General features: G+C 68.1%; 20 protein-coding genes. 4 read left to right on the top strand and 16 right to left on the bottom strand.

Annotation, left to right across the window (positions count from 1 at the left end):
- The 6 genes from KDJ86_RS19415 to KDJ86_RS19390 form a co-directional block, all read right to left on the bottom strand.
- A partial coding sequence (locus KDJ86_RS19415) for a BMP family ABC transporter substrate-binding protein (RefSeq protein ID WP_291749715.1) occupies positions 1-701 on the bottom strand: 701 nt, incomplete at its 3' end.
- Between the two features lie 318 nt (positions 702-1019).
- Positions 1020-1229, bottom strand: coding sequence for a ferredoxin (locus KDJ86_RS19410; protein ID WP_291749712.1), 210 nt, complete (start codon positions 1227-1229; stop codon positions 1020-1022).
- A gap of 292 nt (positions 1230-1521) precedes the next feature.
- The gene (locus tag KDJ86_RS19405; RefSeq protein ID WP_291749709.1) at positions 1522-1962 is read right to left on the bottom strand and encodes a glyoxalase superfamily protein; all 441 of its coding nucleotides are present in this window, start codon (positions 1960-1962) and stop codon (positions 1522-1524) included.
- 206 nt (positions 1963-2168) lie between these two features.
- A complete protein-coding gene (locus KDJ86_RS19400) occupies positions 2169-2492 on the bottom strand; it encodes an NIPSNAP family protein (RefSeq protein WP_291749706.1) in 324 nt (107 codons plus the stop codon).
- A 15-nt stretch (positions 2493-2507) separates the two neighbouring features.
- Positions 2508-4136, bottom strand: coding sequence for a GMC family oxidoreductase (locus KDJ86_RS19395; RefSeq protein WP_291749703.1), 1629 nt, complete (start codon positions 4134-4136; stop codon positions 2508-2510).
- Between the two features lie 8 nt (positions 4137-4144).
- The gene (locus KDJ86_RS19390) at positions 4145-4996 is read right to left on the bottom strand and encodes a uracil-DNA glycosylase family protein (RefSeq protein ID WP_291749700.1); all 852 of its coding nucleotides are present in this window, start codon (positions 4994-4996) and stop codon (positions 4145-4147) included.
- 148 nt (positions 4997-5144) lie between these two features.
- On the opposite strand from KDJ86_RS19390, the gene KDJ86_RS19385 reads away from it, so the two are divergent.
- The gene (locus KDJ86_RS19385; protein ID WP_291749698.1) at positions 5145-5792 is read left to right on the top strand and encodes a TetR/AcrR family transcriptional regulator; all 648 of its coding nucleotides are present in this window, start codon (positions 5145-5147) and stop codon (positions 5790-5792) included.
- Between the two features lie 58 nt (positions 5793-5850).
- Here KDJ86_RS19385 and KDJ86_RS19380 read toward each other — a convergent pair whose 3' ends face one another.
- The 4 genes from KDJ86_RS19380 to KDJ86_RS19365 form a co-directional block, all read right to left on the bottom strand.
- Positions 5851-6837, bottom strand: coding sequence for a beta/alpha barrel domain-containing protein (locus KDJ86_RS19380; protein ID WP_291749695.1), 987 nt, complete (start codon positions 6835-6837; stop codon positions 5851-5853).
- Positions 6838-6911: 74 nt separating this feature from the next.
- The gene (locus KDJ86_RS19375; RefSeq protein ID WP_291749693.1) at positions 6912-7943 is read right to left on the bottom strand and encodes a carbohydrate kinase family protein; all 1032 of its coding nucleotides are present in this window, start codon (positions 7941-7943) and stop codon (positions 6912-6914) included.
- A 171-nt stretch (positions 7944-8114) separates the two neighbouring features.
- Positions 8115-9143 (bottom strand): sugar ABC transporter substrate-binding protein, encoded by a 1029-nt coding sequence (locus tag KDJ86_RS19370; RefSeq protein ID WP_291749722.1) that lies wholly within the window; start codon positions 9141-9143, stop codon positions 8115-8117.
- 190 nt (positions 9144-9333) lie between these two features.
- On the bottom strand, positions 9334-10611 hold the full coding sequence (locus KDJ86_RS19365; protein WP_291749690.1) for an ROK family transcriptional regulator: 1278 nt from the start codon (positions 10609-10611) through the stop codon (positions 9334-9336).
- A gap of 170 nt (positions 10612-10781) precedes the next feature.
- On the opposite strand from KDJ86_RS19365, the gene KDJ86_RS19360 reads away from it, so the two are divergent.
- Positions 10782-11705: a creatininase family protein gene (locus KDJ86_RS19360; RefSeq protein WP_291749687.1), complete on the top strand. Its 924-nt coding sequence runs from the start codon at positions 10782-10784 to the stop codon at positions 11703-11705.
- 138 nt (positions 11706-11843) lie between these two features.
- On the opposite strand, the gene KDJ86_RS19355 is transcribed toward KDJ86_RS19360, so the two are convergent.
- The 5 genes from KDJ86_RS19355 to rsmI all read right to left on the bottom strand — a co-directional run bounded on the left by KDJ86_RS19355 (position 11844) and on the right by rsmI (position 17124).
- Positions 11844-13883 carry a PLAT/LH2 domain-containing protein gene (locus KDJ86_RS19355; protein ID WP_291749684.1) on the bottom strand — a complete coding sequence of 680 codons (2040 nt, stop codon included), beginning with the start codon at positions 13881-13883 and terminating at the stop codon, positions 11844-11846.
- 517 nt (positions 13884-14400) lie between these two features.
- On the bottom strand, positions 14401-15342 hold the full coding sequence (gene gshB, locus KDJ86_RS19350) for a glutathione synthase (protein WP_291749681.1): 942 nt from the start codon (positions 15340-15342) through the stop codon (positions 14401-14403).
- 132 nt (positions 15343-15474) lie between these two features.
- On the bottom strand, positions 15475-15762 hold the full coding sequence (locus KDJ86_RS19345; RefSeq protein ID WP_291749678.1) for a BrnA antitoxin family protein: 288 nt from the start codon (positions 15760-15762) through the stop codon (positions 15475-15477).
- A 44-nt stretch (positions 15763-15806) separates the two neighbouring features.
- The gene (locus tag KDJ86_RS19340) at positions 15807-16211 is read right to left on the bottom strand and encodes a YraN family protein (RefSeq protein ID WP_291749676.1); all 405 of its coding nucleotides are present in this window, start codon (positions 16209-16211) and stop codon (positions 15807-15809) included.
- Entirely contained in the window at positions 16195-17124 is a 930-nt protein-coding gene (gene rsmI, locus KDJ86_RS19335; RefSeq protein ID WP_521085321.1) for a 16S rRNA (cytidine(1402)-2'-O)-methyltransferase, read from the bottom strand. Before rsmI ends, KDJ86_RS19340 begins: the two co-directional genes overlap by 17 nt.
- 237 nt (positions 17125-17361) lie before the next feature.
- Between rsmI and KDJ86_RS19330 the strand changes: the two genes are divergently transcribed.
- Positions 17362-18555, top strand: coding sequence for a penicillin-binding protein activator (locus KDJ86_RS19330; protein WP_291749674.1), 1194 nt, complete (start codon positions 17362-17364; stop codon positions 18553-18555).
- A gap of 184 nt (positions 18556-18739) precedes the next feature.
- Here KDJ86_RS19330 and KDJ86_RS19325 read toward each other — a convergent pair whose 3' ends face one another.
- Positions 18740-19147 carry a PTH2-like family protein gene (locus tag KDJ86_RS19325; protein ID WP_291749673.1) on the bottom strand — a complete coding sequence of 136 codons (408 nt, stop codon included), beginning with the start codon at positions 19145-19147 and terminating at the stop codon, positions 18740-18742.
- Between the two features lie 81 nt (positions 19148-19228).
- Here KDJ86_RS19325 and KDJ86_RS19320 point away from each other — a divergent pair.
- The coding region (locus KDJ86_RS19320) for an Lrp/AsnC family transcriptional regulator (protein ID WP_521085320.1) at positions 19229-19730 on the top strand (502 nt) is incomplete at its 3' end.

The following is a 19730-nucleotide window of genomic DNA, read 5'->3' as shown; positions in this document are numbered from 1 at the left end:
TCGGTCTGGATGTAGTCGATGCCGTCCTGGTACATCTGGTTGGCGATCTCGTGGCCCTTGGCAGGGTCCTGGAAGGACCCGGCGAAGGCACCGGTCACCGTCTTGTCGGCGCCGACCGCGGCCGCGGCCGCCTTCATCGCGTTGAGGTCGGCGTTGAGCGGCGGCAGGCTGACGCCGCCGATATAGCCGATCTTGCCGGTCTTCGAGACCTTCGCCGCGAACAGGCCCGACAGGTAGCAGCCGAGATAATAGTCGTAGGAGACCGTCACCACGTTCGGCATCGGCGGCTCGAAGGGGTCGCCGAAGATCTGGATGAACTTGGTGTCGGGATATTTCGGCGCGAGATCCTTGATCGGCTCCGCCACCTCGTTGAAGGTCGCGGCGATCACCTCGGCCCCGGCATCGGCGAGGCTCTGGAAGATCGACGGGAAGGTCGCCGAATCCTGCGCATAGATGGTGCGGATCGGGAAGCCCTTCTCCTCCGACAGCTTCTTCAGCGCCGCGATCATCGAGTCGATCGGGCCGTTGTCGCCGGCGGCCTGGGTATGGACCAGGGCCACCAGGCCGGTCTCCGCGGCCGCACCGCCCGGAAAGGCGAGGCTGCCCGCCGTCCCGGCGACCAGCGCAGCGCCGGCCGACGTCTTCAGGAAACTCCGACGCGACAGCGGCGTCTTCATCTCCGTCTCAAATTTCCTTGTCATCTGGCTCCCCTCTGTTGCCGCGCGCCTCGGCGAGGCCACGCGCCGTTGATGGTCCCTGTTTCAAGTCAAGCGATATCCACGCTCCACCGCGGATCGTCCGGATTCGGTCAATGGCAGGAAGATCGACGCGTGTCGAAGGAATTCGCCCGCTCGCCGGCGGCGGGGCGACATCATCAGCGTGTCGGAGCCTTGGGCTGCAATCCGCAAAACCGGTTCCCACCGAGCCGTCCTTCGTTATACGCGGCATCCGGGACGATAGCCGCATCCTGACCGAAGCGTCAACTTTTTCCGTTTCCAAAGCTGACGCCTCCGTCAACTTTACGCGGCATCGTCGACGATCGTGATTGCCTGCTCGGGGCAGGTCTCCACCGCGTCGAGCGCATCGTCCTCGAGGTCCTCCGGCAACGGGTCGATCAGCACCCGCGCCTTGCCGTCGGAATCGTCCAGCACAAACAGCCTGTCGGATGCGAAATAGCAGAGGCCGTGGCCCTGGCAGGCATCGGCATCGACCCTGACATGCTTCGCCATCGTCGCGCGCGCCCTCCGTTATGCCGCCGCCCGGCATCAGGGGTGATCGCCGCCTTGCGGCGGCCGAGGCAAGGCCGATCTTCTCGATCGCCGTCCGATCCGGGTCGTATCGAGCCGTCTCCTGCCGACGACGATAGCCGTGTCCTGACCAAATGGTCAACTTTGCTCCCGCCCGCCCGCGCCTGCCGGATGCGCCCGCCGGCCAACGCCGCGGGCTGTTGCCCGGACGGACCTCGCCGGCGCATCGCGGGAGGCGGATCAGGACCCCGCCGTCCCTTCGCCGGAAGAGGATTCAGCGTGACGCGCGCGACACCACCAGGTGCGGAACCCCGTCGCTGGTCCTGGCGTAGGAGACGCCGCCCGGCGAGATCGTTCCGTTCACCCGCCTGCGGAAATGGGAGAAGCTCTCGAAGGTGACGACGTCGACCGGCTCGTCGAGCTCGATCGTCACCTGCAGGGCGCCGCCCTCGGCGATGCTGCGCACCGCCAGCACGACCCCGGCGAAAGGCTGCTTGAGATAGTCCCCCGCGACCCGGTCGCCGACCTGGAGGGCGATCTCCGGTGAATTGGAAAGCCGCGCCGAGAAGGTGTTCCAGTCGGCATAGCCGTTCTCGGCGGCGACCCGCTCGAGCGCCGCCCCGTGGCTGATCGGACGATTGCCGGCGGCGCGCTCCGCCCGGATGGCGCGGGCGCGGGCCTTGGCCTGGTCGCGTGTGAAGATGTGCGGCGTCATGCTGCTGCTCCCGTTCTACCTTGCGCGGTCGCTTCCGAAACGGGGCTCGCCTTGCCGTCGGACCGCCGGTGGAGGAGTCGGGCATGTCGCGTTTCGCAGCCGGTCACGGCTGGGAGATCTTCACCAACGGGACTTGTCCCGGCGAGCGGCGGGCGTCTCCGGCCTCGGGCGAGACCGGTAGTGCAGCGCGCCGTCGCTGTCAATCGTCAGCCGATCGGCGGCGTCGACGCAGACGGCTTGAGGACGCGGACCTCCTGGCTCTCGATCGCGTCCATCGCCCAGACCTCGGAGATGTATTTCTGCCAGGCCGGATCGGCGGCCATCGTGGCGCGACGGCGCTCGCGGTCGTCGAAGCTGTCATAGGCCCACAGCATCACGGTCTGGTGGATGTTGCCGAATTCGGTGGTGAAGATGCCCATGTAATGGCCGAGATGGCGCTTCTGGATCGCCAGTCCCTCGCCTTCGTATTTCTTCAGCCAGGGCTGCAGCGTGCCGGGGCGGAAGGTGTAGGTGCGGTGCTCGACGATCACGGGATGTCTCCCCCTCTAGCTGGTCGCCTTCAGCACCATGTCGGCGGCCTTCTCGCCGATCATGATGGTCGGGGCGTTGGTGTTGCCGCTCGCGATGACCGGCATGATCGAGGCATCCGCGACCCGCAGGCCGGCGATGCCATGGACCCTGAGCTCGGCATCGACCACGGCGTTGTCGTCGTTGCCCATCTTGCAGGTTCCGACAGGATGGAGCGTCGTGCCGCCGGCCTGTTTCAGCCATTCGGCGAGGTCCTCGTCGCTTGCCCTGTCCGCCCCCGGCGCGATCTCCGCGCCGAGAATGTCGGCGAAGGCGGGCTGCGCCATCACCTCGCGGATGATCCGCACGCCGGCAATGGTCGTATCCTTGTCGAACTGGGTGGCGAGGTAGTTGGCGAAAATCCGCGGCGGATCGCGCGGATCGGCCGAACGAAGCGTGATCCGGCCGCGGCTTTCCGGATTGACCGGGCCGACGCGGATGGTGACGCCGTGATTGTCCTCGACACGGGCGCGATCGAACAGCTTCGGCCAGTGGAGGTTGGCGGTCTTTTCCAGCGCCGGCATGAAATGCGCCTGGATGTCGGGCGCCTCCAGCCCGGGCCGCGAGCGGACGAAGGCGCCGCCCTCGTAAGGAAAGGTCGTGGCGATGCCGCGGCCGAACAGCGTCCCCTCGATCACCGCCCGGGTCAGGCGGTCGACCCTCAGCTCGCTGTAGAGGGTGACCGGCCTGGTCACCTCGTAGATCAGGCAGACGTCGACATGATCCTGGAGGTTCTTACCGACCCCCGGCAGGTGGTGCACCGTCTCGATGCCGTGCTCGCGCAATTCGTCGCGATCGCCGATCCCGGACAGCATCAGGACCTGGGGCGCGTTGACGGCGCCGGCCGAAAGCACGATCTCGCGCGAGGCCCGGGCGACGATCGTCTCGCCGCCGCGCTCGTATTCGACGCCGACCGCCCTGCCCTTGTCGATGACGATGCGCCGGGTCAGCGCATGGGTCGCGACGGTCAGGTTCGGCCGCTTCATCGCCGGCCGCAGGAAGGCGCGCGAGGTGCTCCAGCGCTTGCCGTCGCGGATGGTGAAGTCGTAGCGGCCGAAGCCTTCCTGGACGGCGCCGTTGAAGTCGTCGTTCCGCGCATAGCCGGCCTCGACGCCGGCTTCGATGAAGCGGTCGAAGAGCGGGCTGTCGCCGCGCGCCCGGCAGACCGTCAGCGGACCGTCCGAGCCGTGGAAATCGTCGGCGCGCTCGACATGGGATTCCGACTTGCGGAAATAGGGCAGCACCTCGGCATAGGACCAGCCGGGATTGCCCATCTGCGCCCAGCGGTCGTAGTCGGCGCGGTTGCCGCGCACATAGATCATGCCGTTGATCGTCGACGAGCCGCCGAGCGCCTTGCCGCGCGGCCAATAGACCTCGCGGTCGTCGAATTCGGGCTCCGGCTCGGTGTGATAGGCCCAGTTGTAGATGCCGGAATGCATCAGCTTGCCCATCAGCATCGGCAGCCGCACCAGCGGGTGGCTGTCCTTGCCGCCGGCCTCGAGCAGCAGCACCTTGCGGTCCGGATCGGCCGACAGGCGGTTGGCGACGACGCAGCCGGCCGAGCCGGCGCCGATGACGATATGATCGTAGGTTTCGGCCGCCGCCATCGGTCGCGCTACCACGAGACCGGCCCGGCGCCCATCGCGCCAAGCATGCGATTGGCTGCGACGAACGGGTTTTCCAGCGCAAGCACCGCCGCCGCGTCGGCGGGATGGGCCCGCACGACGCAGCCAACGCGGCCGCGGACGCCCTCGGTGATGCCGGCCAGGCCCAGCACCGTCGCGGCCTGGTCGCCGAAGCCGATGAAGACGACCGGCGTCCCGCGCGCCGCGAGATAGTCGAGAATCCGCGCCACCAAGGGTCGCCATAGCGGCAGATGGCCCCGGACCTGGTGCGGATCGCCGGTCACCGCGAAGCGGCTCAGCGTGAAGGAGGAGTTGAGCAGCAGCGCGCCGCTCGCCACCCAGCGTTCGGCGATCGAGGCCGCCGGCTCGAGATCGAGGCCTCCCGTCTCGGCGTCGCCGATCAGGCGATACCAGCCGGCGGTCGAGCCGACATAGCCCGGATCGCCGGTTCGCGCCTCGGCGATCTGCTGCATGAAGGTGCGGACGCTGGTCGAGAACATCTTTTCGAGCTCCCGCCAGTCGGCGACATTGCCGGCCTCGAAGGCGCGGCCGGTGGCAAAGGCGGGACAGGGATAGGGGTCCTGGCCCAGGATCACGCATCGCACCTGGTCCGGTGCGATGTCGTCGAAGGCGCGGAAGACATGGGCGCCCTTCGGGGCACCGGGAAAGACCCGCCCCTTGCGCGGCGGGAAGATCGGCTCGCCGGCCGCGAGCGTGAGGCCGGGATCGATATCGGCGAAGCCGAGCCCGGTCTCCGCGACGACGGCGCGCCAGGCGGGATCGAGGTCGTCGCGCCAGCCGGCGAGGAATTCCTGCATCGCTTGGTTGAGCGCTATGCTCATGGCGACCGCCTCCAATGGCCGGCAATCTAGCCGAAAGTTGACCGAAGCGTCAACTTTTTCTTCGATCGTTCCTGACGGCAGCGTCAACTTTTCCATGGACAGCATCGCGCCGCTGCGCGACATTCGCCGGAGCAGGCACGGGGAAGTGATGGCGCGACGATCTCGGGACAGGCCGGCCGACGGGGCCAATACACGGATCAGCGCGCGCAACCGCAAGACGATCCTCGACGCGGCGATCCGGGTCTTCACCGAAAAGGGCTATGACGGCGCGAGCATCGCCGAGATCGCCGCCCTGTCGGGGCTGCCGAAAGCGAATGTCTATTACTATTTCGGCTCCAAGCAGGCGATCTACCGGACCCTGATCGCCGACGTGCTGAGCGAATGGGACAAGGCGCTCACCCTTCTCAGGGAGGAGCGCGACCCGGCGGAGGCGCTTGCCGACTATATCCGCGCCAAGCTCGATTTCACCCGCCGCCACGCCGCCGAATCGCGGATGTTCGCCAACGAAGCGGTGCATGGCGGACGGTTCATGAGCCGCGGCGACCGCGCCCATATACGGGCGGCCACCCTGTCGCGGGTCAAGGTCCTCGAAGCGTGGATGGAGGCGGGAAAGATGGACCGGGTCGAGCCGATCCACCTGTTCATCATGCTGTGGGCCTCGACCCAGTATTACGCCGACTTCGACATCCTGGCGCGCAGCGGCCTGGGATCGGGCCGGATCACGGCGGCCGATTATGATCGCGCCGCCGAAACCATCACCCGGATCATTCTCAAGGGCTGCGGCCTGGCCGGCTGAGCCCCGCTCGCGGTGACGGACCGGGCGCGGCGGCCGGGGCCGCCGCGCCCGCCGCCGCCTAGGCGTTGGCGCGGAGCACGTCCTCGGTGATCTGGATGTCGTCCGCCAGCGGACGCACCGGCTTGATCCCCTTCTTGCCGATCTCGTCGTGATAGACCTTGACCGCCTCTTCGGGGGTCACCTCGCGGGCAACCACCCGGCGCATCAGCGTGACGATGTCGATCGGCGACTCGGCGAGATGGATCTTGCGTCCGAACAGGGCGACTCGGGCACCGTAGCGCTCGGCCTGGCTGAGCAACTCGAAGGTGTCGCGCGCGGTGCCCGCCGAACCGCCGAGGATGCCGACGATGAGGTGGCCGGGATCGAAGGAGGCGAGTTCCTCCATGGCCCGCGGGCCATTGTACTGGAGCTTGAGGAATTTCGGGTAGTCGACCTCCATGACGCCGGCCAGCGTCCGTACGATATTGTCGTTGATGAAGGAGCCGATGTCGGCGCCGTCGGCCAGCCTGATGTCGAAGGCCGGATTGAAGACCTCGAGGAAGTGGCGCATCTTGTGGTTCGCCGCCTCGGCGCGGAAGGCCGTATAGGCCTCGGCATTCTCGGCATCGATGTCGCGCTGGTTCGAGAAGGTGATCGAATAGAGCCCGATATCGGCGATCTGCCGCGCCTGGTCGACGCGCGCGGTGCGGTGGTGGCGGGACGGCTCTTCCTTGTAGCGACCGCCGCGGGCCGACCAGATGTCGGTGGTGTCGTTGAGGCGGATCGCCGGAGTCACGTCACTGTCCGTGAACAGCCCTTCCTTCGACAGCCGCTCGGCGGTGGAGGCCGACATCAGCATGATGTCGACGAGGCCCGACTCGGTCATCTCCCGGATTGCCTGGAGGTGGGTCTCGCGGGGCGTGTGGGTGCCGGGCTTGTCGGGGTCGGCGACGGGGGCGGCGCGGCCGAACCCGATGTCGCCGTCCTTGGCGTCGGCGATGATGAAGTCGGCTGGCGTGTAGCTGCCGGCCTGGATGCTTTCAAGCTTCTTGTCGAGGATGGGCATGACGGACTCCTGGGCGAACGGTTTTCGGTCGGACCGGCTGCGGGGGCCCGCCCGGAGCCCCCGCGCCGTGATGGCTAGCTAGGGCTTCGTTCGAATGGCTCGCGCCAGCCCCAGCGGTCGGCGAGAGCAAGACAATCCGACCACGACTCGATCGCGCCGGTGGTCGATATCTGGCGAAGCGATGCGGCGGCGGCGGCATGGGCGAGCGCCACGATGCGCTCGACGTCCCAGCCCTCGTGGAAGCCGTAGAGGAAGCCGGCGGCAAAAGCATCTCCGGCGCCATTGGCGCCGGCGACCTCGTCCGGCGGAACGCGCACCGAGGGGCGGCGCGTGACATCGCCGTCGCGACCGACGACCACCGCGCCCTCCGGAAAATGCACCGCAACCAGCTCCGGCGTCCCGAGGCGAAGCGCCTTGCGCGCCGCCGCGACACAGGCTTCCGGATCGGTCTTCCCGTCGTGGATCGTCTCGATCCCGGCAATGCCGCCGATCTCGGCGTCGTTGACGACGAGCAGGTCAAGATGCGGCAGGCAGGGCCGGACCAGCGTCGCGTTGCGTTCGCCGGCGATGCTGGCGAGCTCGAGATTGGTGATCATCCCGGCGCCGCGCGCCTTCTTCAGCGTCGTGACCCAGCCGTTGGCATCGTCCTGCCAGGGCGCATCCATGATCTCGTGCACGCCGGGCAGGCCGAGATGGAAGATGCGGTGGGTGAGGCCGGTGAAATCGAAATGGTCGGGCGTCAGCAGATTGCTCGTGCCGAAATAGCTGATATGCGTGCGCCGGCCGGTCGGCAGCGACGCGAAGGCGATGGTGTAGTCGGTCTTGGCTTCGCCGGTGGTCTGCATCCGCGACCGCCCGACGCCGTTGTCGTCGGCGAGCTGCATCAGGAAGCGCCCGTCCTCGTCGTCGCCGACCAGCGCGATGGTCGCCACCGGCAGCGCCGGATCGAGCTTGTGGATATCGATCGCGAGGTTGCAGCCCGAGCCGCCTCCGGCCTGGTCGGCCTCGAGGATGTCGGCGCGCCCGTTCTCGGCCGGCCAGTTGTCCACCAGCAGGTTCCGGTCGACACACCAGGTCCCGCCGGTGAGTATCCCCTTGCGTGTCATCTTATTGGCGCGGTTCGAGCTTCTTGGCTTCGCGGGCCGGGCGACAATGGCGACAATGACGTCGTTTGCCTCGGCCGGAATTCCGGGAAAGAAAGGAGGGAGGGCGACCTGTGCTTGGGATCGCCCTCCCCGAAAACGCTGCCGGTCAGGCCGGCAGCGTCGGGAGGAAGATCAGCCCCAGCACTTGGTCAGGCCTTCCGCCGAGGTCTCGGACGGAACGCCATCGACCGGCTTGTCGGTGATCAGGGTCACGCCGGTGTTGAAGAAGTCGAGGCCCGGGCTCGGCTCGGGCTTCTTGCCGGACTTGGCATATTCGGCAACCGCCTCGACGCCCAGCGCGGCCATCAGCAGCGGGAACTGCATCGAGGTGGCGCCGATCACGCCGGCCTCGACATTCTTGACGCCCGGGCAGCCGCCGTCGACCGACACCACCAGCACCGAGCCGTCATCCTTGCCGACGGCCTTGAGCGCTTCCCAGGCACCGGCCGCGGTCGGCTCGTTGATCGTGTAGACCACGCTGATGTCCGGGCATTTCTGGAGAAGATTCTCCATGCCGGTGCGGCCGCCGTCCTCGGCGCCCTGGCCGTATTGATGGCCGCAGATCCGCGCGTCGTCCTCGTCGAGGTAGCGGTTCGGATCCTTGATGTCGATGCCGAAGCCCTTCATGAAGCCCTGGTCGCGCATCGCGTCGACGGTCGGCTGCTGCTCCAGCGCGTCGAGGAAGGCGATCTTGGCATTCTCGACGCCTTCCGGCCCGAGCGTGCCCGCGGCCCATTCGCCGATCAGCTCGCCGGCCTTGAAGTTGTCGGTGGCGAAGGTCGCGTCGGCCGCGTCGGTCGGATCGAGCGGCGTGTCGAGGGCGATGACCAGCACGCCGGCATCGCGCGCCTTCTGGATCGTCGGAACGATCGCCTTGGTGTCGCTCGGCGTGATCAGGATGCCCTTGGCGCCGGCGGCGATCAGGTTCTCCACCGCCGCGACCTGGGTGTCGTTGTCGCCGTCATACTTGCCGGCGAAAGCCTGGAACTCGACACCGATCTCCTTCGCCTTGGCCGAGGCGCCTTCGCGCATCTTGACGAAGAAGGGGTTGTTGTCAGTCTTGGTGATCAGGCCGACGAGCACGTCATCGGCGCTCGCCGAGCCGATACCCGCCACGAGGGCGAGGGCGACACCGGCCGCGGTCCATTTCAGGCTTTTCATTCTCTTCATTTCTGGTTCCTCCCAGACAAAGATCGAAGGGTCGCCGCCGGCCGGTGCGAGGCCGAGGCCCGCTTCGGTGGCGACGTTTCGTTGCACGCGACTCCTAGGCAAACCGCGAGCGCTTGCCCGACCTAACTTGCCGAAACTTCTGTCTCGAATCAAGCAAATACTGATTCAGTAATGTCTATTTTTAGGCAAAAGTCGCCGTCCGGCTTCTGCTCGTGTCGCCCGATGGCCGGTCGACACCCTGCGCCGCCCGCGCCGTCAGCATCCGGTCGACCTGTTCTGGCGCGAGCCGGGAATCGATGGTCAGCAGCGCCGCCCCGAGCAGGCCGTCATGCTCCTGCGGGCGGACCAGGGTGATCTGCAGCTTGCGGGTCGCCAGCGGCAGGCAGCGCTGGTAGACGAGCTCCCTGATGCCGGACAGCAGGTGGTCGCTCGTCCCGGCAAGGGTTCCGCCGACCGCGACGACGCGGGGATTGAGGATGCTGACCACGTCGGCGATCGCCTCGCCGATGACCTGGCCGGAGCGGCGGACCAGCGTCACCGCCTCCGGCCGGTTCTGCTCGACCAGCGCCAGGACGTCCTTGGCGTCCCGCGCCTCGATGCCCTGCGCCCTGAGGTCGCGGGCAATCGCCCAGCCCGCGGCTCGCGCCTCGACGCAGCCGAGCTTGCCGCAGCGGCAGAGCGGCCCGTCCGCCGATCCGAGCTGGATGTGGCCGATGTCGCCGCTCGCCCCGTCGGCGCCCCGGTAGATCGCACCGCCGGCATAGACGCCGCTGCCGATGCCCGTGCCCGCCTTGACGAAGAAGAAGTCGCCGACGTCGCGCCAGGCGAGGTGATGGTAATGGAGGGCGAGCAGGTTGACGTCGTTGTCGGCGACCGCCTCGACGCCGAGCCGGGCGGCGAGCCAGCCCCGGATGTCGAAGGCATCCCAGCCGGTCATGATCGATGGCCCGACGACATGTCCCGCGGCGAAATCGACCGGCGCCGGCAGCGAAAGCCCGATGCCGAGCACCTTTTCCTTCGGCTGGCGGAGCTGCCGGAGAAGCGCCTCGGCCTGGTCGGCGATGAAGCCGAGGGTCTCGACCGGCCCGCGACGCAGGTCGAAGCGCGTCAGCGTCTGGGTGATGACGGACGGCCGGAGATCGGTCACCGCGACGCGGACCTGGTGCTCGCCGATATCGGCGGCAAGCACGACGCCGAAATCGGTGTTGAGCCTGAGCGCGCGGGCCGGCCGGCCGCCGCTCGGCAGGGTCTCGTCGGCTTCCGCGACGAGGCCCGCATCGAACAGGTAGGAGAGCCGCTGGGCGACGGTCGCGCGCGACAATTGCGTCGCCTCGACCAGGGCCGCCCGCGACGAGGCGCGTCCCGACATGATCAGCGACAGCAGGTGTCCCGTCCCCGCGAAGGGATTGCCGGTCCGGCGCCGGTCCGGATCCTGGGGCTTTTCGGGTCGCTCGCTCACGAGAGGTCGTATCCTCCGGTTGCTGGATGGTCCGCCTTCGCGGCCAGGCAGCGACCCGTGTCTTATCACACTTGCCGGAGATGATGCGCCCGTGGCGGTCGACATCGCCTAGAATGACCGCGGATGCGACGGCATTGGCCGGTGGAATCCCCTATTCGGGAGGGTGCGACATGACCGACGAACGCGGTGAGGCGGTGTTTGACGAGGTGCGCTGGGAGCGGATGTTTCCCGACCAGCTCGAGCGGCGCTTCGCCGAATGGCCGGTGCTCTACCAGACCTACGGCCTCTGCGAGCCGCACGGGCCGCAGAACGCGGTCGGGCTCGACGCACTGAAGGCCCATGCCATTGCCTGCCTCACCGCCCGGCGGCATGGCGGCATCGTCGCGCCACCCGACTACGGGCATATCCACGAGATCGGCGACTATGCGATCTGGGCCCTCGACATGATCGGCGAGGTCGAGCGCGACTGGCTGTCGGCGGTGCCGCCCTGGCATCATTTCAGGACGGTCTGCTGGCACCTGCGCATCGCCGACCGGCTCGGCTTCAAGGCGGTGGTGCTGATGACCGGCCACTACGGCGTCAACTATCGCGACCTCAAGACGCTGGTCGACCTCGTCCAGCCCTATGTCGGGGCAAGGCTCTATTCGCTGGCCGACTTCGAGGCCGACGCCGCCGGCTTCGACGGCGACGGCGACATCCATGGCGATCACGCCGGCAAGATCGAGACCTCGCAGCTCTGGGCGCTGGAGCCGGCCGCGGTCGACATCTCGCGGCTGCCGGCGCGGGACGCGCCCGGACCGCATTTCGCCATGGGGCCGGACGCCCATGAGGCGAACCGCCTTGCCGGCCAGGCGATGGTCGGGCGGCAGGTCGCCTTCCTCGCGGAAAAGGCCGGGGACCTCGTCGCCGAATTCGACCGTCTCACGCCGGCGAAGCGGCTCACCTCCTTCGCCGATGTCGAGGCGATGTGGGCGGAGGCCGTCGCCCCGGCCCTGCCGGATTTCCTGTCGATGCGGCGCGACCCGCACGGCACCGGCATCGCGGTGCCCGAAACCAGCCGCTGGGCGGTCAACTGGACGCCGCCGGCCGCGTGAGCCGTTGATCTGGCGCAAGGCGCGACGTCGCTGCTCGGCTATTCCTGCGGGGAAACCGAGGCCGACCGCCTTTGGCCGCCGGCCCGGCGACGATCGCCAATCCGAAAGATCAGCGCGGCGGCCCGATGGGGCTGCCGGTCAGATCGTGTCGGTCCAGGTGCGGTCGTTGTCCTCCAGCCATTTGTTGATCGACTGCTTGTTGTAGATCTCGTGGCCGTTGACGACGACGCGGACGCCCTTCAGCTTCCAGCCCCCGGCAAAGCCGTCGGACGATTTGTGAATGCGGACCGAGTGAATATCCGACTCGTAGAGCCCGATGCCCGGATCGAGATCGAAGATGTCGGTGTTTCCCCGCTCGAAATCGTCGTGACCCTCGTTGTCGAGGTCCCAGTTTCGTCCGGCAAGGGTCAGGGTCACGTCGTCGTCGGTGCCCGCCCACATCACATTGGCGGTGCTGACCTCGACCCGCAGCTTCGAAACGATCGCCCGGTCCGAGATGCACCCGACCCAGACCCGGTGATCGTCCTCGAGCCAGCGGTTGATGTTGTCGACATCGCAGATCAGCGAACCGCGGTGCCAGACGCGAGCCCCCTTCAGCTTCCAGCCGCCGGCAAAGCCGTCCGGGCTCTTGCGGATAAGGATGCGCTTGATGTCGCTCCGCTGCACGCCGGGCGCCCACAGCGCATAGCCTTCCTTGTTGTTGCGCTCGCGATCGTCGTGATCCGGGGTATCGAGCACAAAGTCGCGATCGCCGATATCCAGCCACACGGTGTCGTCGGTGCCCGCCCAGAGTTCGTCGGCGGTCGTCGTCTCGACGAAGATATGCGACCAGCCGATCTGACCCCGCGTGTAGGCGCAGAGCCTGCGGGAATTGGCGTCCATGATGCAGGCCTGATGCGGATGGCTGCAGGCGCCGCAATTTCCGTTGGGGATGTTGTCGCATCCGTGCGTCGTGTCGCAGCTCGAACACGGCGTCCCGCTGCCGGTATACTCGTCCGCCGAACCGAAGAGATGGCTGGTCTCGTGGGCGGTGATCGCATCGATGGTTCCGCGTCCCCAACCGCCCCAGTTGTCCTTGTCGGCAAGCGTGATGCGGCCGCCACCGGCATAGGCGTGCCAGGAGTTGGCGTAGGGCGTGACGAAGATGACGATGGCGTGGGACGAAAGGTTGCGGATTCGCATCGCCTCGCGATAATCGGCGATGCCGCTCCAGGCGGCGTCGAAGGTCTGGCCGTGGTAGGTGACCTTCCCCATCGCCGGGTCGCGCCAGTAGGGCTCGTCGGGATCGCCCGAGCCGTTGGCGACGTCGATCTTGATGAACTGGAAATCGTAGACCCAGGAGAGGTTGCCGGAGGGGTGCTGCTCGGTGAGCCAGCGATGCCCGTCGAGTATCTCCTGGCAGATTTCGTTCCGCTCGGAGGTGCCGAACTTCGGCCCGCCAGAGGCTGAGGACTCGACGAAGACGATGCCGACCGACATTTCGCCGGTCATCCGCCAGCAGGCGGCTTCAAGAAAAAAAAGCCGCAGGATCTCTTCGATCAGGTCCCGCGGAAGCCGGAGCATGCCCTGATAGGACCAGGGGCCGAGGCGAAAGGCGAGGCGCGCGAGGTGATAGGCGAGCGTCCGGTCCTTGTAGACCTCGGCAAGGCGCCGTTCGAAGTCGGCGAATTCGTCCGGCGACATCGGCTTCGGGTCTCGCTGCCTTCCCTTGCCCCGCGGGGGGCGGGGTTCCGGGCCGAGGACGGTCTCGCCGCTGCGCTTCTCGTAGTCGGCGACGAGCCGCAGGAAGTCTTCCGGTCCGATGGCGCTGTAGGGCAGCGGCTCTTTCTTGCCGTCGCCATTCCACGGCTTGCCGACGTCGCCAAGGGCATCCTTGGTCAGCTTACGGTACTTGCCGGTGAATCGGGTATTCCACTGCCGGACGATCGCCAGCTGGTCGGGGTCGAGCTTTTCGAGGTGCTGGCGGCCCATCGCTCCCTTCAGCCGGGCCGAGAAGATGCCGAGCTGCGATGCCGCTTCCGCCTGGTCGGGTGTCGCCAGGGCCTCGATGGCATGGCTTCCGTAATGCGCCACCACGGTCATCGACAGCTCGCGCAGTCGCTCGGCGGCTTCGCGCCGGGCTTCGAACGAGGGACGTTGCATCAGAAACAGGTAAGGCCTCTTGTCCTGCTTTGACATGGCTTCCTCCGCCGCTGGATGTTTTCGCGTCGTCTATTCCAATCGCAGATGCCTTTTCTCGGATGGAGACGGAATTGTATCCGCAAATCCCGCCTTTTTGTGGCGAAAGAGGCCGTGCCCGACCGGCCCTGTCGACCAACCAGTGCGCGCGGCAAGGCATGTCGGCCCATCAAGGAGACGCGGAAAGGCGTGTCCGTCGTGCCGCGTCAGGCCGTGGGGAAACCGGCCGGCCGCCTGGGCTCACCCGGTGACGGTGAAGCTCTCTCCGGCGAGCCTGCGGCCCTCGCACCAGACCTCGACGGTCGCGGTGCCGGGCACGACTTCCCAATCGTTGTCGAAGCCGTGGCCGGTACAGGTCGGCTCGCCCGACCTTCTTCTCCCGGGCGACGCGGCTCTCCAGCACCGGCCCGGCGGCTTCCGGGTCCTTGAGGCCGGGCGACGGATACCGGCAGGCCGCGCCGGCGACACCCCCCTCCCGCTTCCCGAGCGGCGTCCTTGCCACGGCGGGCCGCCGGCCTCAGCCGAGCCGGGCCTCGATCGCGTCCCAGACCAGGGCGGCGATATCGGCGCCGCCGAAGCGCTTGACCTCGCGGATGCCGGTCGGCGAGGTGACGTTGATCTCGGTCAGGTATTCGCCGATCACGTCGATGCCGACGAAGATCAGGCCGCGCTCCCTCAGCGTCGGGCCGATCGCGGCGCAGATCTCGCGGTCGCGCGCCGTCATCTCGGTCGGTTCGGCGCGCCCGCCGACATGCATGTTGGAGCGCGCCTCGCCGGCCGCCGGCACCCGGTTGATGATGCCGGCCGGCTCGCCCTCGACCAGGATGATGCGCTTGTCGCCCTGGCGCACCGCCGGCAGGTAGCGCTGGACGACGAAGGGTTCTCGGTAGACGTCCTCGAAGATCTCGAGCAGCGCGGCGAGGTTCTCGTCGCCGCCGGCGATGCGGAAGACGCCGGCGCCACCATTGCCGTAGAGCGGCTTGATGATGACGTCGCCATATTCCTCGCGGAAGGCGACGATCTCCCGCCGGTCGCGGGTGATCAGCGTCGGCGGCGTCAGGTCCTTGAATTCGGTGACGAAGAGCTTCTCCGGCGCGTTGCGGACATGGGCCGGGTCGTTGACCACCAGCGTCTTGGGGTGGATGCGCTCGAGCAGGTGGGTCGTGGTGATGTAGCCCATGTCGAAGGGCGGGTCCTGGCGGAGCTGGATCACGTCGAAGGTGGAGAGATCCCGCGTTTCCGCTTCGCCGAGCGAGAAGTGGTTGCCATCCTCGTCCTGGACCGTCACCGGCTCGACACGCGCCTCGACCCTCCCGTCGCGCATCGCCAGCCGGTCGGGGGTGTAGTGGTGGAGCCGGTGGCCGCGCCGCGCCGCCTCGAGCATCAGGGCGAAGGTCGAATCGCCACGGATGACGAGGTTGGCAATGTGGTCCATCTGGAAGGCGACATCGAGCGCCATGGCGGGTCTTCTCCGGGCAACAGGATCGAGGCGCTATATCCCCCGCCGGACGGGGTCAACGCAATGCCCCCGTCGCGATTGGTGGAAGGAACGGGGCCGCAACGGCAGCAGGTCAGGCAAGCCTGTATGCACTCACGCCTTGCGCAGGCGCTTCGCCTCGCGGCAGAGGACCGTGTTCATCCGCGTCTGCCAGCCCCGGCCGGTCGACCGGAAGGTCTCGAGGACGTCGGCGTCGACGCGCAGCGATATCCGTTCCTTCGGATTTTCCACCGGCGGCCGTCCGACCGGCCTTGGCGCCGGCAGGCCGATTGCCTCGAAAACCTCTGTCGCCGGGCGGAGCTGTCGCACCTCATCACCTGTCAGAGGCGCGGTGTCGTCATCGACCAGATACGGATCGGGTTTCCTGCGGCTGGAAGCCATGGCGGCGGGCCTCCTTTTCGTGGGAACAGTACCACGCCCCCGCCTCACCAGCTCCGGCCCTCGCTGTCGAAGACCGAGACGAGGTGCCTCGGCAGCTTCCCCGGCACCGCGACCACCACGTCGAAGCGGCGGTCGAGGCCGGCAAGCGCCGGATGCCGGGCGATCCACATTTCGGCGGCGCGGGCGATTCGCCGCCGGGCAACCGGCCTGATCGCGAGGATCGCCGCCGTCTCGTCGGCGCGGCTCTTGACCTCGACGAAGACGATCGTCCGGCCGCGGCGGATGATCAGGTCGATCTCCCCGGCGCCGGAACGGAAGCGGCGGGCGAGGATGCGATAGCCCTTCAGCCGCAGCCACCAGGCGGCAACCGTCTCCGCCCGCCGGCCGCGGATTTCCGCCGCGCGGCGGCGCGGATCGGGTCCCGCCCCGCGTTCACCCGTCGCCGTCATCTGCGCGGTTTTTCAGGGCGAGTGCCCGCTGGTAGAGGTCGCGGCGCGGCAGCCCGGTCAGCGCCGCCGCCTCGTCGGCGGCCGAGCGGAGGCTTTCCGTCGCGAGCAGCCCGGCGAGCAGCTCGTCGATGGCGGCAGCGTCGGGCGCGGCCGCCTCGCCGGGCGGTCCGACCACGACGACGATCTCGCCCTTCGGGGTCGCTTCGGCCGCGAATCCGCCGGCAAGCCCGGCGAGCGTCCCCCGCCGCACGGTCTCGAATGTCTTGGTCAGCTCGCGGGCAACCGCCGCCGGCCGGTCGCCGCCGAGCACCTCAGCCATGTCGGCGAGGCAGGCGGCCAGCCGCTTCGGCGATTCGTAGACGACCAGGCTGCCGGGCACCGTCGCCAGCGCCGCCAGCCGCTTTCGCCGCGGCCCCTGTTTCTGGGGTAGGAAGCCGGCAAAGTAAAACGCGTCGGTCGGCAAGCCGCTGGCGACCAGCGCCGCCAGCATCGCCGAGGCGCCCGGCACCGGGATCACCGCGAATCCGGCCTCGATCGCCTCCGCCGCCAGCCGGTAGCCGGGGTCGGAGATCAGCGGCGTGCCGGCGTCGCTGACCAGCGCCACCGCCTTGCCGGCGGCGAGCTCGGCGAGGATGCGCGGCCGCTGGATCGCCGCGTTGTGCTCGTGATAGGGGATCAGCGGCCGCGATATCGCATAGCGGTCGAGGAGCACCCGCGTCACCCGCGTGTCCTCGCAGGCGATCAGGTCGGCCGCGGCAAGCGTAGCGAGGCCGCGCAGCGTCATGTCGCCGAGGTTGCCGATCGGCGTCGCCACGACATGGAGCCCCGGGGCAACCGGCCGCGCCGCAACGGTCATCCCGTCGATCGCGAAGGCCGGCGCCTCCTTCTCCCGGTCGTGGCCGCCGCTAGCCATGCCGCCGCCCCGATCGCCCGCCGCGACCGGCCGCAAACTTGACAAATCCGGCGCTTCTCTTTTGACAGGGCACGGATCAACCTTATGATTTATCCATCGTTACCGGGTTTTCGGGCCGGTCCGGGGCGGAGTGTAGGCGCTTTCTGGCGCTCCGAGGCCGAAGAATCGAAGAAAACCGGGCGGGGTCGCGTCGACAAGGCGCCGGACCCGGCGCGGGGCGCGATTGAGGAGTAACGTTTGTCGAGCCTGTTCCGTCTTCTCGCGGGCCGCACGCGGGTGTGGGCCATCGCGACCGCCGGTGTCATCCTCGCCGCCTGCTCGCCGTCCACCATGCTCAATCCTCCCGCGACCGGCGTCGCCGGCGGGCCGGTTGCCGGCGAGACCCTCGGCACGGGGCCGGTCCGGGTGGCGATGCTGCTGCCGCTTTCGGCGACCGGCAATGCCGGCCAGCTCGCCAGGGACATGCGGAACGCCGCGGAGCTTGCCCTCAGGGAGTTCCAGGCCGCCAATATCCAGATCCTGATCAAGGACGACCGCGGCACCGCCGATGGCGCCCGCGCCGCGGCGACCGCGGCGATCTCCGAGGGCGCCCAGATCATCCTCGGTCCGGTCTTCTCCGAGGCGGTCCGCGCCGCCGGCTCCGTCGCGAGGCCGGCCAAGATACCGGTCGTCGCCTTTTCCACCGACACCACGACCGCGGCGAAGGGCGTCTACCTGATCAGCTTCCTGCCGCAGAGCGACGTCGACCGGATCATCCGCTTCGCCGCCAGCCAGGGCCGGAACTCCTACGCCGCCCTGCTGCCGGCCAACGCCTATGGCACCCTGGTCGAGGCAACCCTCCAGAAGGCCGTCGCCAGTACCGGCGGCCGGGTGGTTGCCTCGGAGAAGTATAATCTCGACCGTAACTCGATGCAGTCCAAGGCGACGGCGATCGCCGGCATCGTCAAGCAGGGAACGGTCAACGCCGTCTTCATTCCCGACAGCGGCGACGCGACGCCGTTTCTTGCCCAGGTGCTGGCGGCGAACGGCGTCAGCCCCGCCCAGATCAAGTTCCTCGGCAGCGGCCAGTGGGACGATCCCAGGATCATCCGCGAATCCAACCTCAACGGCGGCTGGTTCCCCGGCCCCGATCTCGCCGGCTTCCAGGCCTTTTCACAGCGCTACAAGGCCGCCTACGGCTCGACGCCGGTCCGCAACGCCTCCCTCGCCTATGACGCGGTCAGTCTCGCCGCCGGGCTGTCGGGCCGGTTCGGAACCCAGGCCTTCACCGAAAAGGTGCTGACCACGCCGAGCGGCTTCGTCGGCGTCGACGGCCCCTTCCGCTTCCTCGCCAACGGCACCAACCAGCGGGCGCTGGCCGTCTACCAGATCGAGCGCGGCCAGCTCGGCGTCGTTTCGCCGCCACCGAAGAATTTCTCGGCCGGTTTCTAGGCCATTTCCGGGTGGGCGCGCTGCCACGGCTACTCACTCGGCGGCCCGCCCACCAATCCACCGCACCCCCTTGCCCGGGGCCCACCTCAACACCCACCCCCGCCATGCTGAGGTGCGACCCCGGCCTTGAGCCGGGGGAGCCTCGAAGCACGCACCGCCACCTCGGGATGACGGCACTGCGATCCTATGCGTGGAGCCGGGCGCCCTTGACCGCCTTGTCGACGTCCTTCTTCGGGCCGCGCACGGCAATCCCGACGAGATCGGCGGCATCGGCCGGTTCCTGCCTGAAGACCTCGCGATTGGCCGCATCATGTCCGGTCGAGAACATCGCCCTGACATAGGCGGCACAGGCAAGACCGCGATCGAAAGCCTGGCCCCGGGCCCGAAGCAGGATGTCGGCCGGCGCCGCGAAGATCATGATCGGCTGCCCGAGCAGCGGCGCATAGGCGCGGCCGGCACTGTCCTCGTAGGGGAGCCCCATCGCGTCCGGGGCGGTGCCGGCGATCCCGGTCGCCAGGAAGGCGGTGACATTCAGCTTCTGCCAGACCGGAAGATCGTCAAGCACCAGGATGGCGACTTTGGTGTCGAACACGGCGGACCTCCGTACTGAATAATGTTAAGTCTCTTTCTCAATACACCGACATTCATTCAGTCCGGTAGCGGGAGTTGCACCTTGGCGGAAAATGCAGAAACCGTTCGGTCGAAGCGGCCGCGCGCGGCCCGCATGGACGCGACGGACCGAAAGTTATTAGGCCTTCTCGCCGAGGACGCGGGCCGCAGCTACGCGGAACTCGGACGCCTGCTGAACCTTTCCGCCCCTGCCGTTCATGAACGGGCCCGGCGGCTACGCCGGGACGGCGTCGTCAAGGCGACCGTCGCCCGGCTCGACGGGGCGATGCTCGGCCGGCCGCTCCTCGCCTTCGTCCATGTCGATACGGCGAGCTGGCAGGTCACCCGCGAGCTGCTGGCCCTGCGGGCGCTGCCGGAAGTCGAGGAAATCCATACGGTAACCGGCGAAAGCGCCATGCTGATCAAGGTCCGCACCCGTGACACCCAGTCTCTCGAAAAGCTTCTGGAGCGGATTCACGGCACCAGCGGCTTCACGCGGACGCGCAGCTACATCGCGCTCACCACCTATCTCGAACGCGGCCCGAGCCCGGAGCTCGAACCTCCCG

The sequence above is a fragment of the Bauldia sp. genome (assembly GCF_020442045.1).
Classification (GTDB): Bacteria; Pseudomonadota; Alphaproteobacteria; order Rhizobiales; family Kaistiaceae; genus Bauldia.
This window is presented reverse-complemented; position numbering and strand designations above follow the sequence as displayed.